The sequence below is a fragment of the Mycobacterium sp. genome, assembly GCF_036273375.1.
Taxonomy (GTDB): domain Bacteria; phylum Actinomycetota; class Actinomycetes; order Mycobacteriales; family Mycobacteriaceae; genus Mycobacterium.
This window is the reverse complement of the sequence record NZ_DASUHS010000172.1, coordinates 23,287-38,973: the sequence shown is the minus strand read 5'-3', so window position 1 is coordinate 38,973 and position 15,687 is coordinate 23,287. Positions and strand designations below refer to the sequence as shown.

The window sequence follows — 15,687 nt, the reverse complement described above, 5'->3', positions numbered from 1 at the left end:
CATCTAGACGATCCGCCGGCCCCGGCGCGCGCGAGATCGCATGTCCCACAAATAGAGCCGGTAACCAAAGATCCAGGCCCAGTGTGGGATCAGCCGATCGGCCAGCCGCAGTGCGGTCAGCAGCCAGCCGAAGCGGCGCTGCTGGCCGGGCGACCAGTCCAGCTGCATCAACGCCCGGAATTCGGGAGCCAGGAACCCCGTCGTCGCGAACAGATTGAACGGGCCCGCCAGCACCCGCAACGGCCATGGCAGGAACGCCAACGACGCCACGCCGTGCAGGTGTTCGCGTACCGGGGGGTCGATGCGCAGCTCGTCGAGGGAGCGTTTCCAGTACTCGTCGAACGCGTTCCGGTCGGGCGGCCACATCCGCTCGGGCACCTGCAGCGTGGTGCCCAGCCGCTTGGCGTCGGCATAGACGGCGTCGGCCGTCGCGTCGTCCAAGGGGCCGTGCAGGGACTCGTGCTGGTCGACGAAGTACCGGTACAGGCACGCCGCCACCCACAGCTGCAACTTGGGGTCAAAAGCGTTGTAGGACACCGGACTCGACGACGTCGACCGGACCTGCCGGTGGGCGACGTCGACGGCCGCGCAGATCAACGCTCGGTCGTACTCGGTCCCGATGGTCGCGGCCGCCAGATACGTGCCGGTAGTGCGGGCGCGCTTGAACGGATGCTTGTAGACATTGCCACTGTCCACCGGACTTTCCAGCACGCCATAGCCGACGCCGGGCAACGACAACTGCATGATGACGTTCGCGGCGGGCAACAACGTCGCCGCAGGGTTCAGCAGGTCGGCGACCCGGGTCGCGGGCCGCTTCACCGGGAACCTTGTCTGCTGGGTCTCATGCCTTCGAGTAGACCATCGCCGGATCGGCACGATCAATGATCTGGTGAGGTCATATCGCCCATCATCTTCGTCGTGTTCGTGGCGATCGCCGGCAGGGCCGCGATGCCCGGTATGAGACGCTGCCGGGGTGGTTGCGAGGCGGACCCGGATCGCGGGTGTGGTGATCGGCTACCTGGCCGACCGCGCGCTGAGCGACCCGCGGCGGGGTCATCCGGTCGCGCTGTTCGGCCGAACCGCCGCAGCGCTGGAGAACGTGACCTACCGCGACAGCCGGATCGCCGGCGCGGTCCATGTCGGAGCGCTGATCGGGACGGTGGGCCTGCTCGGACTGGCGGTGCAGCAGGCCGCGGCGCCGCGCGGCCGGGTGTGGTCGATCGCGGCGACCGCCGCGGCCACCTGGGTCTCGCTGGGTGGAACCTCGTTGGCCTGCACCGGCCTGGACATGTCGGAGCGGCTGGAACGCGGTGACGTCGAGTCCGCCCGGGGGCTGCTGCCGTCGTTGTGTGGGCGCGACCCGGCGTCGCTGGACCGCGCGGGCCTGATCCGAGCGGCGCTGGAATCGATCGCCGAGAACACCTCCGACGCCCAGGTGGCACCGCTGCTGTGCGCGGCGGCCGGCGGCGTACCCGCGGTCTTGATGTATCGCGGCATCAACACCCTGGACTCGATGGTCGGTTATCGCTCGCCGCGCTACCTCCGATTCGGCTGGGCCGCAGCGAGATTGGATGACGTCGCCAACTTCCTCGCCGCGCGGGTGACCGCGTCGCTGGCGGTGCTGCTGGCGCCAGTGGTCGGCGGATCACCGTCGGGTGCGGCGCGGGCCTGGCGCCGTGATGCCGCCCGTCATCCCAGCCCCAACGCCGGCGTCGTCGAGGCGGCCTTCGCCGGGGCGCTGGGCGTGCGCCTGGGCGGTCCCACGCAATACCGCCGCGGGCTGCAGATCCGGCCCACACTCGGCGATGGCCGCGAGCCGACGGTGACCGACCTGCGGCGCGCGGTGACGTTGTCGTCGCTGGTGCAAGCGGGCGCCGCGATGTTGGCCGGACTGTCGATGTACCTGTCGGGTTACCGCCGGCGGCCGTAGCGGTCGGCGAGTTTGGCCTCGACAGACCGCGCCGCTTCCGCCGCTTGGGGTGTGGGCGCCGCCTCGGCGGCGGGCGACGGCCGGTGTTGCTTCTCCTGCCGGCGGGCGCGGATCTCCGAGTAGGCGAAATAGCCCAACCCGATGGGGGCGAGGATGCCGAACGCGATCCACTGGATGCCGTAGGACAGGAACGGGCCGGCGTCCAGCGCAGGCACGCCGACGACGCCGAGCCCACCGGGCTGACCGTCGATCAATTGCAGGTAGGACCCGGCCAGCGGGGTCTTGGTCAGCACCGCGACCTGTTCGGTGTCGATCGAATACACCTGCTGCACACCGTCTCCCACGAACGGATCCTTATTCACCGCGGCGGTCTCGGAGTTGCGCAGCCGCGCCGTGATGGTCACCGTCTGCCCGGGTGGGCGGGGGATCGGCGGGACATGAGACCCCTCCAGGGGCCGCACGTAGCCGCGGTCGACCAGGACGGTCGGTCCGCCGTCGACGACGAACGGCGCCAGCACCTCGAACGCCGGCTTCGAATCGATCACCCGCAACCGGGCCAGCACTTGCACGTCCGGCAGATAGTGCCCGGTGGCCGTGACCTGGCGCCACTGTGCGCCAAAAGCCGCTGAGTTCTGCTGCGGCAGGAACGTTTTCAACGGAACCGGCGCGGTATTCAGCGAAGATTCGATCTGGCGGTTCTCCTGCGACGTCCTGCTGTGCTTACCGAGCTGCCAGGGCGCGAGCACCGTGAAGCACAGATATGCGAAGGCGACGACCACCAGGGCCAGCACGATCCAGCCCGGACGCAGCGGAAACGGCAAGCGGCGCATCAAGTGGATCCGTTCTGCGCGAGCCGTTCATCGACCCAGTCGTGCAGGCCCGGCAGCGCGGCCTCGATGACGGCGTAAACGCGTTCGAAGTCCGCGATGTCGCCGTAGTAGGGATCGTCCACGTCGGGCGTGTGGGCTCCGGTGCGCGCATCGAAGGACCGCAGCATCCGGACACGGTCCTCGTCGGCGCCCAGGTGCCGCAGCATCCGGGCGTGATTGCGGTCCAGGGCCACCACCAGATCGGCCCCCAGGTGCTCGGCGCCGACCTGTGTGGCGCGGTGCTCGGTCGGGTAGCCGTGGGCGCGCAGCACGCCGGCGGCCCGCTCGTCGGCGCGCTCGCCCACATGCCAGTGACCGGTGCCGGCACTGCTCACCCGCACCGCGTCGGCCAGACCCCGCCGGCGCAGTTGGTCGGCGAACATCTTCTCCGCCATCACCGAACGGCAGATGTTGCCGGTGCACACGAAAGTGACGTGCAGCGTCTCGCGATCAGACACCCAGCGCCCTCCGCAGTTCGTCGATGGTCGAGGCGTGCGTCACGCCGGGAGCGGTCGTGTTGCTCCTGGCTGCGCGGTCGGGGAAGTCGGCCTTGCCGTAGCCCCAGCCGACCACCACGGTGTCGATGCCGTGGACGGCCGCGCCGTGCACGTCGTGGCTGCGGTCACCGACCATCAGCACCCGTTCGGGCAGCGGCTGAAGCTGCGACAGGGCGTGGGCCAGCACCTCGACCTTGGTCTTGCGCGAACCGTCAGGACTCGCGCCGGCGATGACCTCGAAGTGCTGGTCGAGCCCGAAATGGGCGAGGATGCGCCGCGCCGTGGGTTCCAGCTTGGAGGTGGCGACCGCCAGCCGGATACCGGCGGCGCGCAGATCCACCAGCAGTGCCTCGATCCCGTCGAAGAGCGCGTTCATCGCCCAGCCCCGGGCGCCGTACTCGGCGCGAAAGGCGGCGATCGCCTCCTCGGCATCGTCGCCGAGCTCCATGGCCCGGAACGTGTCGTCCATCGGGGGGCCGACGATCCGGGCGACCAGGTCGCCGGGCGGAACCGGGGCGCCGATGCGCTCGAGCGCATGCAGGAAGCTGGCGACGATCCCCTCCGCGGAGTCGGTCAGCGTGCCGTCGAGATCGAAGATCGCCAGCTGCACCCCGCCGGGGGAGGTGGCGTCGCCGGGGACCTGGCGATCGGCTGACCTTGTGCCTGTCACCTCACCATTGTCCTCGATGGGTGTCGCCGGGTGTGACGGTGTTGCCGATGCTCCTCCGGGCGGCCCGGCCGGCGCACTAGTGTTTCACGGATGGCGAGTCTGAACCTGAGCCCGCCTGCGGCGCGCTACCACGGTGATCAGGCCGTCGCGCCCGGGATGCTGGATTTCGCCGTCAACGTCCGGCACGGCCGACCACCGGAGTGGCTGTTGCGACGGCTGGCCGAGCGGCTGCCCGACCTGGCGCGCTACCCGAGCATTGACGACGTCCACCGGGCGCAGGACGCGGCCGCCGAGCGGCACGGCCGGACCCGCGACGAGGTGCTGCCCCTGGCGGGGGCGGCCGAGGCGTTCGCCCTGCTGGGTAATTTGCGTCCGCAGCGCGCGGCGATCATCGCGCCGGCGTTCACCGAGCCGGCCGTCGCGCTGACCGCGGCCGGAGTGCCCGTGCACCACGTCGTGCTGGAGCCGCCGTTCGCCCTGGCCGGTGCGGCCGTCCCCGACGACGCCGACCTTGTCGTGGTGGGTAATCCGACGAATCCCACCTCGGTGCTGCACACCCGCGAACAACTGCTGGCGTTGCGCCGGCCCGGACGGATCCTGGTGGTCGACGAGGCCTTCGCCGACTCGATTCCCGGTGAGCCACAATCGCTGGCCGGCGACGCGCTGCCCGACGTGCTGGTGCTGCGCAGTTTGACCAAGACGTGGGCGCTGGCCGGGTTGCGGGTGGGCTACGCGCTGGCTTCCCCAGAGGTGCTGGCGCGGCTGACCGCGCAGCGGGCGCACTGGCCGGTGGGGACGCTGCAACTGACGGCCATCGCGCAGTGTTGCGGTCGGCAGGCCGTCGTCGACGCCGCGGCCGGGGCGACACGATTGACCCGGTTGCGCGCCGAGATGGTGGCCGGTCTGGCGTCGGTGGGAGTCGAGGTGATCGACGGCCAGGCCCCGTTCGTGCTGTTTCGCACACCGGAAGCGGTCCGGCTACGAAAAAGTCTGCATGACAGGGGAATTGCGATTCGCCGCTGTGATACGTTCGTCGGCTTGGACGAGCGGTACCTGCGGGCCGCGGTGCGCCGCGAGTGGCCGCGATTGGTACAGGCGATTTCGGAGGCGGTCACGCCGGAAAGCATCGGGGGGCAGCGGTGAGCGTGCAGCTGGCCGAAGTCATCGCGGTGCTCGACGAGGCCTACCCGCCGCGGCTTGCCGAATCCTGGGATTCCGTGGGCCTGGTGTGTGGTGACCCCGACGACGAGCTGGACTCGGTGACCGTCGCGGTCGACGCGACGCCGGCGGTCGTCGACGAAGTTCCCCGGGCGAGCCTGCTGCTGGCCCATCATCCACTGCTGTTGCGCGGGGTGGACACCGTGGCGGCCAGCACCCCCAAGGGTGCGCTGGTGCACGGGTTGATCCAGACCGGGCGTTCCCTGTTCACCGCGCACACCAATGCCGACTCGGCCTGCCCGGGCGTCTCCGATGCGCTGGCAGCGGCCCTGGGCCTCACCGTCGAGGCCGTGCTCGAACCGGCACCGGGAGCGCCCGACCTCGACAAGTGGGTCGTCTACGTGCCCGGCGTGAACGCGGAAGCGGTGCGGGCCGCGGTGTTTGCGGCCGGGGCCGGCCATATCGGCGACTATTCGCACTGTAGCTGGACCGTCAGCGGTATCGGGCAGTTCCTGCCGCACGAAGGCGCCTCGCCCGCGGTGGGCAGCGTCGGGAATGTCGAGCGGGTGGCCGAAGACCGGTTCGAGGTCGTCGCGCCCGCGCGTTCCCGGGCCGCGGTGCTGGCGGCGATGCGCGCCGCCCACCCCTACGAGGAGCCCGCCTTCGACATCTTCGCGCTGGTGCCCACGCCCAGCGACGCCGGGCTGGGCCGCATCGCGACACTGGCACGCCCGCAACCGTTGCGCGAGTTCGTCTCCCGCGTCAGCGCAGCGTTGCCGCGGACATCCTGGGGAGTGCGGGCGGCGGGCGACCCCGACACGCCGATTTCGCGGGTCGCCGTCTGCGGCGGCGCCGGGGATTCGTTGCTGGCCGCCGCTGCCGGTGCCGGCGTGCAGGCCTATGTCACGGCCGACCTGCGGCACCATCCGGCCGACGAACATCGCCGCGCTTCCGATGTGGCTCTGATCGATGTGGCACATTGGGCAAGTGAATTCCCCTGGTGTGAACAGGCCGCCGGCTTGCTGCGGTCACGTTTCGGTGCAGAGCTCCCGGTGCGGGTGAGCTCGATTCGCACCGACCCTTGGAATGTCGAGCAGATTGGCAACGAGTCCGGGGGTGACGGGCCATGAAAGCCGAAGTGGCACAGCAACGTTCGCTACTCGAATTGTCTAAACTGGATGCTGAGCTGTCCCGGATCACGCACCGGGCCACGCATCTGCCGGAACAAGAGGCGTGCGAGCGGTTGCAGCTGGAATTCGAGGCAGCCGGTGACCGGCTGGCCACGGTCCGCATCGCCTTGGAAGACATCGATGCACACGTGTCGCGGCTCGAGGCGGAGATCGATGCGGTGCGCCAGCGGGAAGACCGCGACCGCTCGCTGCTGCAGTCGGGAGCGACCGACGCCAAGCAACTGTCGGATGTGCAGCACGAGCTGGAGACCCTGCAGCGTCGTCAAACCAGCCTGGAGGACTCGCTGCTGGAGGTGATGGAACGTCGCGAGGAGCTGCAGTCTCAGCTCGACAATGAGCAGCAGACGCTCACGTCACTGGAGGCCGAGATGGCCGGCGCTCGCGAGGCACTCGACGCCGCGGTCGCCGAGATCAGCGAGGCCCGCGAGCTTCAGTCCTCGCGGCGTGACTCGGTGAGCGCCGAGCTGGATCCGGCGCTGTCCGCCCTGTACGAACGCCAGCGCGCCGGGGGAGGCGCGGGCGCCGGGCAGCTGATGGGGCGCCGGTGCGGGGCCTGCCGGCTCGAGATCGACCGCGGCGAGTTGTCCCGCATATCGGCGGCCGCCGAAGACGATGTGGTGCGCTGCCCCGAATGCGGCGCGATCCTGCTGCGGGTCAAGGGTTTTGATCAGTGAAGGTCGTCATCGAGGCCGACGGCGGATCACGCGGCAATCCCGGGCCGGCCGGATACGGCGCGGTGGTGTGGACGGAGGACCGCACGACCGTGCTGGCCGAGGCCAAGCAGGCGATCGGCCGGGCAACCAACAACGTTGCCGAATACCGGGGTCTGATAGCCGGTTTGGACGACGCCCTGGACCTGGGTGCCACCGAGGCCGCGGTGTACCTGGATTCCAAGCTGCTGGTGGAACAGATGTCCGGGCGGTGGAAAGTCAAGCATCCCGACCTGATCGAGCTGCATGCCGAAGCCCGAAACCGGGCCAGGCGGTTCGCGAAGATCAGCTACTCGTGGATTCCGCGGGAGCGCAATACGCACGCCGATCGGTTGGCCAACGAGGCGATGGACGCCGCGGCCGAGGTCGATGGTGCGACGGAAAAGCCCGAGTTGGCCAAGCAATCCGGTCCGGTGCAGAAACCCGAACCGCTCAAGTCCGCGACTGCCCCGTCCCCATCGGCGCCCGGCTGGACCGGCGCACGCGGCACTCCAACCCGCCTGCTGTTACTGCGACACGGCCAGACCGAGTTGTCGGTGCAGCGCCGCTATTCGGGCCGTGGCAACCCGGCGCTCACCGAGATGGGGCGGCGGCAGGCCGATGCCGCGGCGCGCTATCTGGCGCAGCGCGGCGGGATTTCGGCTGTATTCGCCTCGCCGCTGCAACGGGCTTATGACACCGCGGCGGCGGCGGCCAAGGGGCTGGGCCTGGACGTGACCGTCGATGACGACTTGATCGAGACGGATTTCGGCTCCTGGGAGGGGCTGACGTTCGCCGAGGCCGCCGAGCGCGACCCCGAGCTGCACGGTCGCTGGCTGCGCGACACCAGCACCGCACCGCCGGGCGGGGAGAGCTTCGACTCGGTGGCCGATCGCGTGTCGAAGGTTCGTGACCGGATCGTCGCCGCATACCAGGGCACGACGGTGCTGTTGGTGTCACACGTGACACCCATCAAGATGCTGCTGCGCGAGGCGCTGGACGCCGGGCCCGGCATCCTGTACCGCCTGCACCTCGACCTGGCATCGTTGAGCATCGCCGAGTTCTATTCCGACGGAGCGTCTTCGGTGCGGCTGGTCAACCAGACAGCGTATCTGTAAACGTCACTCCTGCTCTTGGTTGAGTCGCGGGATCAAGCCGCCGGCCAACACGTCCTTGACTTGTCGTGGCGAGAGTCGATGCCGCACCGCGAATGACGATTCCTTGCCGACATTGTCGACCTGCAGGACATCCTCTTTCTCGAGCGCGTTCAGATTTCGCAAGCGGAGGGTGTCGTCTTGGTCGATCGAGTCGTAGTCGTCGGGGTTCTCGAACTCGAGCGCCAAAATTCCATAGTTGGCCAGGTTTTGCCAATGGATGCGTGCGAAGGACTTGGCGATGACGACGCGCAACCCGAGGTAGCGCGGCGCGATCGCGGCGTGCTCACGCGAGGACCCTTGGCCGTAGTTGTCCCCGGCAACAATGACGTGCCCACTGTCGCCGGCCTTTTGAGCCCGCTCGGGGTAGGAGTCGTCGACCCGAGTGAAGCTGAACATTGCGAGCTTCGGGATGTTGGACCGAAGCGGAAGAGCCTGCACGCCGGCCGGCGAGATTTCGTCGGTGGAGACGTTGTCGCCGACCTTGAGCAGCACCGGCGCCTCGAGTTCGTCCGGCAGCGGCGACAACTCGGGCAGGCTGGAGATGTTAGGCCCCTTCACGGGCTCGACACGGTGCGCCTCCTCGGCGTCGAGCGGAGGCACCAGCATTGCGGTGTTGACGGAGTTACGTTCGGGCAGATCGAGTTTCGGATACTCCATCTGCTCCTGTTTGGCCCAGTCCCGCGGATCCGTGATCACTCCCGTCAGCGCCGATGCCGCGGCGGTCTCGGGCGAGCACAGCCAGACCGCGTCCTCCTTGGTGCCGGACCGGCCGGGGAAGTTGCGCGGCATCGTGCGCAGCGAGTTGCGGCCGACCGCGGGAGCCTGGCCCATGCCGATGCACCCCATGCAGCCTGCCTGGTGGATGCGCGCGCCGGCGACCACCAGGTCCAGCGTCGCGCCCATCTTGGTCAGGTCGGCCAGGATCTCGCGCGAAGTCGGGTTGATGTCGAAGCTGACCTGCGGGGCCGTCTGGCGTCCCGCCACCATCGCGGCGGCGATCGCGAAATCGCGCAGCCCGGGGTTGGCGCTGGATCCGATCACCGCCTGCGCGATCTCCTCGCCGGTCACCTCGCGAACGGGTACCACGTTGCCCGGCGACGACGGTTTGGCGATCAGCGGCTCGATCTGCGACAAGTCGATTGTGTCCTCGACGTCGTAGCCCGCGTCTTCGTCGGCCAGCAACTCTATCCAGTCATCCTCGCGGTCCTCGGCACGCAGGAATTCGCGAACGGCTTCGTCGCTGGGAAACACGGTCGTGGTGGCGCCGAGTTCGGCTCCCATGTTGGCGATGACATGCCGGTCCATCGCCGTCAGCGTCGCCAGGCCGGGACCGTGATACTCGATGATCCGGTTCACCCCGCCCTTGACGTCGTGGCGACGCAGCATCTCCAGGATCACGTCTTTGGCCGAACACCACTGGGGCAGCTCACCGTCGAGCCGCACACCCCATACCTCGGGCATGCGGATGTGCAGGGGCCGCCCGGTTATCGCGAGCGCCACCTCGAGACCGCCGACGCCGATCGCGAGCATGCCCAACGATCCCGCCGCCGGAGTGTGGGAGTCGGAGCCCACCATCGTCTTGCCGGGGATGCCGAAGCGCTGCATGTGGGTTGGGTGCGAGACTCCGTTGCCCGGTTTGGAGAACCACAGGCCGAAGCGTTGCGCCGCGGTGCGCAGGTACTCGTGATCCTCGGCGTTCTTCTCGTCGCCCTGCAGCAGGTTGTGGTCGACATACTGCACGCTCACCTCGGTGCGGACGCGATCGAGCCCGAGCGCCTCGAGTTCCTGCATCACCAGCGTGCCGGTTGCATCCTGGGTCAGCGTCTGGTCGATGCGGATCGCGATCTCTTCTCCCGGGGACATCTCCCCGGAATCCAGATGCGAGCTGATCAGCTTGTGAGCGACGTTCATGGCCATACCCCGGGGTTTACCCCGGTACGGGTTGTTTTAGCACCATTTTGAGCCGACGTTTGGCGTCGGCTCGACCCTTCGACGAGCCAGCGTGATGGCGCCTTCCGGGCAGTTCTGTTCGGCCGTGGCGGCCTGTGATTCCAGCTCGTCGGACACCTCGTCGACGAGCACCACGCAGTGGCCGGCCTCGTCGGCGTCGAAGACATCGGGCGCCAAGGTGTAGCAGCGCCCGTGCCCGGTGCATCGGTCGGTGTCGACGGCTATGCGGGTCATTGGCGCCGCTCCTCCTCATCGCTTCGCTCTGCATCGTCGCCGGCGCGGCGGGTCATGACACCGGAAAGACCAGCGGCAGCGACTCCACCGAGCGCAGCGCGGCGGTGTAGGCCAGCTCGGTGCCGGGCTTGATCTCGTAATCCGGTATGCGCCTGTGGAATTCGCGCAGCGCCACCCGCAGCTCCATGCGGGCCAGGTGCGAGCCGAGGCAACGGTGCGGACCGCCGCCGAAAGCCCGGTGCCGGTTGGGGTTGCGGGTAAAGTCCACCAGCTCCGGGTCGGGAAACTCGGCCGGGTCGGTGTTTGCCGCCCCCAGTAACGGACTGACCCGTTCGCCCTTGCTGATCGGACACCCGCCGACCTCGACGTCTTCGATGGCGACGCGCGCGACGCCGGGCACCGGTGTTTCCCAACGCAACAACTCCTCGACCGCACTGGGCAGGACGTCGGGCTGCTCGACAAGTTGATGACGGTGATCGGGGTGACGCGCCAGGTACACGAAGAAACAGTCGAGCGAGTCGGTGACCGTGTCCAGTCCGGCGATGAGGAACAGGAAGCAGATGTCGAGCAGCTCGTCTCGCGACAACGGTTGGCCGGTCTCATCTTTGAAGTTCGCGGCGATCATCGCGGACAACACATCGTCGCGGGGGCTGGCGATGTGGTCGTCGATGGCGCGGTCGAAGTATTCGTAGATCTGTTGGGCCACGCCCGCCGAGCTTTCGTGGCGGCGGTTAAAACCCGAGTCGCCCTCGGGGCGGATGACGCCGTCCTTCCACACCAGGAACTGGTCGAGGTCGTCCAGTGGCAGGCCGAGCAGCTGCAGAAAGACGGTGCAGGGCAGCGGCACCGCGAACTCGGTGTGGAAGTCGCACTCGCCCCGGTCGGCGAAGCGGTCGATCATCTCGTTGACCAGCTCGGTGACGCGTGGTTCGCGTCGGGCCATCTCGCGCGGAGTGAACAGCGGGTCGAGGATGCGCCGGTACTTCGCGTGCTCGGGCGGATCGATTTGGAGCGGGATCAGCGGCCGCACGTTACCCAGGTCGACCGCGTCCATGTTCGACGAGAACAGCTCGGTGTGTTTGAGCGCCATTTCGATGTCGGCCAGGCGGCTGAGCACCACCGCCTGCGGCGACCGGAACACCGGGCTGGTTTCGCGCAGCGCCTTGTACATCGGTTGCGGCTCCGCGAGCCCCGTGACCGTCTGGTCGACGAAACTTTCGGCTTCTGTCATGCGGCCAGCCTGGCACCGACCTGCTTATTGGGCAATGGGCTAATGCGGGTCAACTATGCAGGTGGAGCCGCTCGCCGTGCGGTCCGAAGATGACAATGGCCTCCACCGGCCCGTCCACCACGCCGAACCAGTGCGGCGTCCACGTCGAGAACTCGACGGCTTGGCCAGGGTCGATAGTGAAGTCGTGGTCGCCCAGGATGAGCCGCATCCGGCCGGACAGCACATACATCCAGTCCTGGCCCTCGTGCACCGGCAGCTCGGCGGGCGGGATGCGGCGCCGCGCGCTAACCCGGAGCTTGAACGCGTGCAGGCCCCCGGCGGGGCCCTGGCGGGTCAGCGGCCAATAGGTGACGCCGTGGTGGGTGTGCGCGGTGCCGCGCACCCTCGGGTCAAGCGTTGGCGGCGCTTGCAACAGCTCGTCGGTGCTGACGGACAGGGCCCGGGCCAGCCGCGGCAGGTGATCCAGTGCCAGCCGGCGTTTCCCGGATTCGAGGCGGCTTAGCGTCGAGACGTCGATCCCGGCGCGCTCGCCTACCTCTTGCAGCGTCAGGCCCCGCTGAACGCGCAGTTCCCGCAGTCGCCGGCGCACCAGGAGATCGATGTCGGGGGTATTTTTTGCCTGCATGGCAATTCAGCTTGGCAAAAGTTGCGCCGGGTAGGCAAGCTCGCGGCGTGGAGAACTCGTGCAAACCTGATGATGCCCAGCGGTTCTGGGAGGAGCGCTACCGCTCGGCGGAGCGGGTGTGGAGCGGACGGGTCAATCCCCGCCTGGCCGAGGTGGCCACCGACCTGCCGGCGGGTCGGGCGCTCGACCTGGGCTGTGGGGAGGGGGCCGACGCTTTGTGGCTGGCCGAGTGCGGCTGGGAGGTGGTGGCCGTCGATATCTCGACCACCGCGCTGCAGCGCGCTACCGAGGCTGCGTCGGCGCGGAACGTGCTCGCGCACATCGACTTTCAGCGGCACGACCTCAACGAAAGCTTCCCCGGAGGGACCTTCGACCTGGTGTCCGCACAGTACCTGCACTCGCCGGCGCGACTGGAACGCGACGGGGTGCTGCAACGGGCGGCCGAGCGGGTGAATCGCGGCGGTGTGCTGTTGATCGTCGACCATGGAGCGCCTCCGCCGTGGGCGGAGCACCACAATCGCCACTTCGCCGGTATCGGGGAGGTCCTCGCGTCGCTGCAGCTGGACGCGTCGTGTTGGACGCGGGTGCGGACCGAGGCCCTTGAGCGCGAAATGGTCGGGCCGAAAGGGGAACTCGGAACGATGGCCGACAACCTGATGGTTCTGCGACGAACCGGCTAGCCCCGCTTAGGCCGCATCGTGGAAGATCAGGCCCATCGCATAACGCTCGCCGGAGCGAACCACCGAGACGCCGTGGCGCACCGGCGCCGCAGACCAACCCCGGGCTGAGGGCACCGGCCGTTCCCGGGTGGTGAAGACATACCCGTGTCCCTGCGGCAGTTGTGTTGCCATGCCGCGGGATTGGGCTCGCAGTCGTTGTTCGACGAGCAGGAATTCGCCGCCGGTGTAGTCGGTGTCCGGGTTGCTCAGGTTGATGACTACCTGGAGCGGGAAAACCAACTCACCGTACAGATCCCGATGCAAGGCATTCCAGTCGCCTGCGCCGTATTTCAGCATCAGAGCGGTCGATCTGCCCTGGCCGGCGGCGTGGCAGGTGGCCAGCCATTCGTTGAGGTTGTCCGGCCAGGGTGCGTCGCGGCCGAGCTTGCCCCACCAATCGCGCGCTATCGGCAGCAGCCGGGGGTACAGCGCCTGCTTGAGCTGTTCGATCGGTTCGGGGTAGGGCGCATGAAAATAGCGGTATTGCCCGGCGCCATAGCGTTTGGGCGCCATGTCGATGGTCGACCGAAACAGGTCGTCGTCGGCGTAGAGCTTGCGCAGCCGGGCCGCTTCGCCGGGCGTGACCAGCCGCGGCAGCAGCGCACCGCCGTACTCGTCGACCGCGGTGGCAATGGTGTCCCAATCGCCTGTGTCGACGCGCTTTTTCCACTTAGACATCGCCGCCTCCCGTGCGTTGGTCTGCCTGTCCACCATAGATAGCGCCGGCCGGGCGGGGTCGAGCGTCGGTCGCGCGTTGCTGGCCCCAGCATGCCGCAGGTAGTACCGTGGTTCGTCGCGGACGAGTTGGCCGGGCGGCCGCGGACCGTCGCAAGCGGTTCGAGGAAAGTCCGGACTTCACAGAGCAGGGTGATTGTTAACGGCAATCCGAGGTGACTCGCGGGAAAGTGCCACAGAAAACAGACCGCCACCCTCGCGGTGGTAAGGGTGAAACGGTGCGGTAAGAGCGCACCAGCATCCCGGGTGACCGGGGTGGCTAGGCAAACCCCACCCGAAGCAAGGCCAAGAAGGCCGCACCTGGTGCGGCCGCGCAGGCGTTCGAGGGCTGCTCGCCCGAGCCTGCGGGTAGGCCGCTCGAGGCACCCGGTGACGGTGTGTCCAGATGGATGGTCGCCGCCGCGCCGCCGTTGCTTATGCGCGGCGGCGGGGAACAGAATCCGGCTTACAGGCCAGCTCGTCCGCCTTCAGCTTCCTAATGACCGGCCTTGCGGACAGCTTTGGCGAGTTTGCGCAGGGCGTCGTCGAGTTCGTCGCGGCACCCGTCGGCCAGGTCGGCCTCGCGTTGATACAGCAGCCCGTAGGTGAAGGTGTCCTCGCCGGCGGCGTGCGCGGCTTCTGCCTCCAGAGTCAGGTGCTCGCGGCTGACGACGCTGTCTTGATGATCGCCGAGCAGCGACTGGACCGCCTTGGCCTGTTCGGACACCCCAGCCGCGCCCGTGGCGGACGCGGTGTAGCGAAGTCGCTTGGCGCGCTTGCGGATCCGATGGATCGCCTCGTCGCGCTGGTGTTGGTCGTCCGGGTGCTCGCGGTCGACTTGGGCGGAGGCCTTCTGGGCCTTGCGGACCTTCTTGTAGGCGGCGTCGATGGTCACCGGGGCCTGTTCCTCGACCGTGGCGGCGCCGGGCGTTTCGGCCGCAATCAGGTCGAGGGAGTCCAGCAGGCGGAAGTATCGCTGCGATCGCATGGCGATCAATGACCGGCGCAGGCCGATCTGATAGCGTCGCTGGGCACCCCCGACCAGGCGTTCGCGCACCGGTCCGCGCACCAATTCCGGTGCGAGCGTGTCCAAATCGCGCTCGTATCGCTCGGCGAGCACCTCGGCGTCGCGGGCCACACCCAAAATTCCGGCCAGCTCACGCAACTCGTCCAGGACCCAACCCTCCTCGGGCAATCCGAACGACTCCTGGTAGTCCCGCAGCAGGCTGCGTAACTTGCGGGTGGTCACCCGCATCTGGTGAATGGAGTCGTAGGCGTCGGCGCGCACCGCACGATCCCACACCACGAGCTCGCGAACCTGCTCGGCGATGGCGCGCTGCAGCGGATCCTCGGGCGGCTGAGCGCCGTTAGGCTGCGTGGCACCGAGCACCCGCGCCAGCTTGGAGCCGTGGCCCGCCGGTGCGGCGCCGGCGTCCAGTAGCCGGTTGCTCAACCGGTTCAGCAGCTCGACGCCGGCTGTTCCGTTGGCGAGCCCGCTCGCTTCGAGGAGCTCCAATTCCCACTCGCGCCATTCCTGTTCGGTCGCCGCCGAGTCGGTGTCCTCGGCTCCCCGGGTCGACCACGCGGTGACATGGTCGTTGCTGAACTCGGCCAGCGCGGTGCCCGCGGCGTCGTACAGCACCTGGCTCTCGCGTTGGGTGGTGATGCGCGCGACGGGCTGCAGCGGGCGGTCGCGGACAATCGCCAGCACCACATCCGTCAACTCGTTGGGCACGGAGTCGTTTCCGCCCGATGCGTCCAGCGGTAGGCGGACCTCGGTTCGGGCGTCCGGACCGGCCGGCAGCTTCAGGTGCCATCCCGCGTCGGAGCCACCGGTACGGCGGCGCAGGGTGATCTTGTTGCGCGCCAAGTCGTATATGGGCGTGTCGAAGTACGTCGCATCCAGGGTTTGCGTCGGCGACTTCTCGACGTGGGCAACCGCGGCGATCCCTTCGAACGAGGGTGACACGGTGGATTCGACTACGTCGAACTTGCGCTCGACCTCGAGATGACGCGAGGGCGGTGGCGCTTTTGCAGGCATCTTCGGCTCCGTT

Annotated in this window: 16 protein-coding genes and 1 other RNA gene; 7 read left to right on the top strand and 10 right to left on the bottom strand. The window is 68.4% G+C overall.

All coding sequences use genetic code 11. The features are described from left to right. Positions 1-3: 3 nt before the first annotated feature. Positions 4-819 (bottom strand): oxygenase MpaB family protein, encoded by an 816-nt coding sequence (locus tag VFW69_RS16200; RefSeq protein WP_526502519.1) that lies wholly within the window; start codon positions 817-819, stop codon positions 4-6. Between the two features lie 154 nt (positions 820-973). Between VFW69_RS16200 and VFW69_RS16195 the strand changes: the two genes are divergently transcribed. Beyond that, the gene (locus tag VFW69_RS16195) at positions 974-1,930 is read left to right on the top strand and encodes a cobalamin biosynthesis protein (protein WP_526502518.1); all 957 of its coding nucleotides are present in this window, start codon (positions 974-976) and stop codon (positions 1,928-1,930) included. Here the strand turns inward: VFW69_RS16195 and VFW69_RS16190 are convergent. The 3 genes from VFW69_RS16190 to VFW69_RS16180 are packed head-to-tail and all read right to left on the bottom strand — an operon-like array spanning position 1,912 to position 3,966. Continuing rightward, entirely contained in the window at positions 1,912-2,760 is an 849-nt protein-coding gene (locus VFW69_RS16190) for an SURF1 family cytochrome oxidase biogenesis protein (RefSeq protein WP_526502517.1), read from the bottom strand. The genes VFW69_RS16195 and VFW69_RS16190 overlap by 19 nt on opposite strands. Beyond that, positions 2,760-3,257 (bottom strand): low molecular weight protein-tyrosine-phosphatase, encoded by a 498-nt coding sequence (locus VFW69_RS16185; protein ID WP_526502516.1) that lies wholly within the window; start codon positions 3,255-3,257, stop codon positions 2,760-2,762. Before VFW69_RS16185 ends, VFW69_RS16190 begins: the two co-directional genes overlap by 1 nt. Continuing rightward, positions 3,250-3,966 carry an HAD-IA family hydrolase gene (locus VFW69_RS16180; RefSeq protein WP_526502515.1) on the bottom strand — a complete coding sequence of 239 codons (717 nt, stop codon included), beginning with the start codon at positions 3,964-3,966 and terminating at the stop codon, positions 3,250-3,252. Before VFW69_RS16180 ends, VFW69_RS16185 begins: the two co-directional genes overlap by 8 nt. A 90-nt stretch (positions 3,967-4,056) precedes the next feature. Between VFW69_RS16180 and cobC the strand changes: the two genes are divergently transcribed. From cobC to VFW69_RS16160, 4 genes are read left to right on the top strand one after another with little or no spacing between them, the layout of a single operon-like run. Then, entirely contained in the window at positions 4,057-5,109 is a 1,053-nt protein-coding gene (gene cobC, locus VFW69_RS16175) for an Rv2231c family histidinol phosphate aminotransferase CobC (protein ID WP_526502514.1), read from the top strand. Further along, positions 5,106-6,254 (top strand): Nif3-like dinuclear metal center hexameric protein, encoded by a 1,149-nt coding sequence (locus VFW69_RS16170; RefSeq protein ID WP_526502513.1) that lies wholly within the window; start codon positions 5,106-5,108, stop codon positions 6,252-6,254. Before cobC ends, VFW69_RS16170 begins: the two co-directional genes overlap by 4 nt. Then, positions 6,251-6,988: a zinc ribbon domain-containing protein gene (locus VFW69_RS16165; protein WP_526502512.1), complete on the top strand. Its 738-nt coding sequence runs from the start codon at positions 6,251-6,253 to the stop codon at positions 6,986-6,988. Before VFW69_RS16170 ends, VFW69_RS16165 begins: the two co-directional genes overlap by 4 nt. After that, positions 6,985-8,121: a bifunctional RNase H/acid phosphatase gene (locus VFW69_RS16160; protein WP_526502511.1), complete on the top strand. Its 1,137-nt coding sequence runs from the start codon at positions 6,985-6,987 to the stop codon at positions 8,119-8,121. Before VFW69_RS16165 ends, VFW69_RS16160 begins: the two co-directional genes overlap by 4 nt. A gap of 3 nt (positions 8,122-8,124) precedes the next feature. On the opposite strand, the gene VFW69_RS16155 is transcribed toward VFW69_RS16160, so the two are convergent. Genes VFW69_RS16155 through relB form a run of 4 tightly spaced genes read right to left on the bottom strand, consistent with a single transcriptional unit; the run spans position 8,125 to position 12,200 of the window. After that, the gene (locus tag VFW69_RS16155; RefSeq protein ID WP_526502510.1) at positions 8,125-10,077 is read right to left on the bottom strand and encodes an aconitate hydratase; all 1,953 of its coding nucleotides are present in this window, start codon (positions 10,075-10,077) and stop codon (positions 8,125-8,127) included. Positions 10,078-10,107: 30 nt separating this feature from the next. Continuing rightward, positions 10,108-10,344: a ferredoxin gene (locus VFW69_RS16150; RefSeq protein WP_526502509.1), complete on the bottom strand. Its 237-nt coding sequence runs from the start codon at positions 10,342-10,344 to the stop codon at positions 10,108-10,110. 52 nt (positions 10,345-10,396) lie between these two features. Continuing rightward, a complete protein-coding gene (locus tag VFW69_RS16145; RefSeq protein WP_526502508.1) occupies positions 10,397-11,575 on the bottom strand; it encodes a cytochrome P450 in 1,179 nt (392 codons plus the stop codon). Positions 11,576-11,624: 49 nt separating this feature from the next. Then, on the bottom strand, positions 11,625-12,200 hold the full coding sequence (gene relB / locus VFW69_RS16140) for a type II toxin-antitoxin system RelB family anti-toxin (RefSeq protein WP_526502507.1): 576 nt from the start codon (positions 12,198-12,200) through the stop codon (positions 11,625-11,627). Positions 12,201-12,247: 47 nt separating this feature from the next. Here relB and VFW69_RS16135 point away from each other — a divergent pair, with 47 nt between their 5' ends. Further along, on the top strand, positions 12,248-12,880 hold the full coding sequence (locus VFW69_RS16135) for a class I SAM-dependent methyltransferase (RefSeq protein WP_526502506.1): 633 nt from the start codon (positions 12,248-12,250) through the stop codon (positions 12,878-12,880). Positions 12,881-12,886: 6 nt separating this feature from the next. Here VFW69_RS16135 and VFW69_RS16130 read toward each other — a convergent pair whose 3' ends face one another. Beyond that, positions 12,887-13,597 carry a 2OG-Fe(II) oxygenase gene (locus VFW69_RS16130; protein WP_526502505.1) on the bottom strand — a complete coding sequence of 237 codons (711 nt, stop codon included), beginning with the start codon at positions 13,595-13,597 and terminating at the stop codon, positions 12,887-12,889. Between the two features lie 122 nt (positions 13,598-13,719). Between VFW69_RS16130 and rnpB the strand changes: the two genes are divergently transcribed. Then, positions 13,720-14,118, top strand: an RNA gene (gene rnpB / locus VFW69_RS16125) — RNase P RNA component class A. Positions 14,119-14,129: 11 nt separating this feature from the next. On the opposite strand, the gene VFW69_RS16120 is transcribed toward rnpB, so the two are convergent. Then, on the bottom strand, positions 14,130-15,674 hold the full coding sequence (locus tag VFW69_RS16120) for a CYTH and CHAD domain-containing protein (RefSeq protein ID WP_526502504.1): 1,545 nt from the start codon (positions 15,672-15,674) through the stop codon (positions 14,130-14,132). Positions 15,675-15,687: the final 13 nt, after the last annotated feature.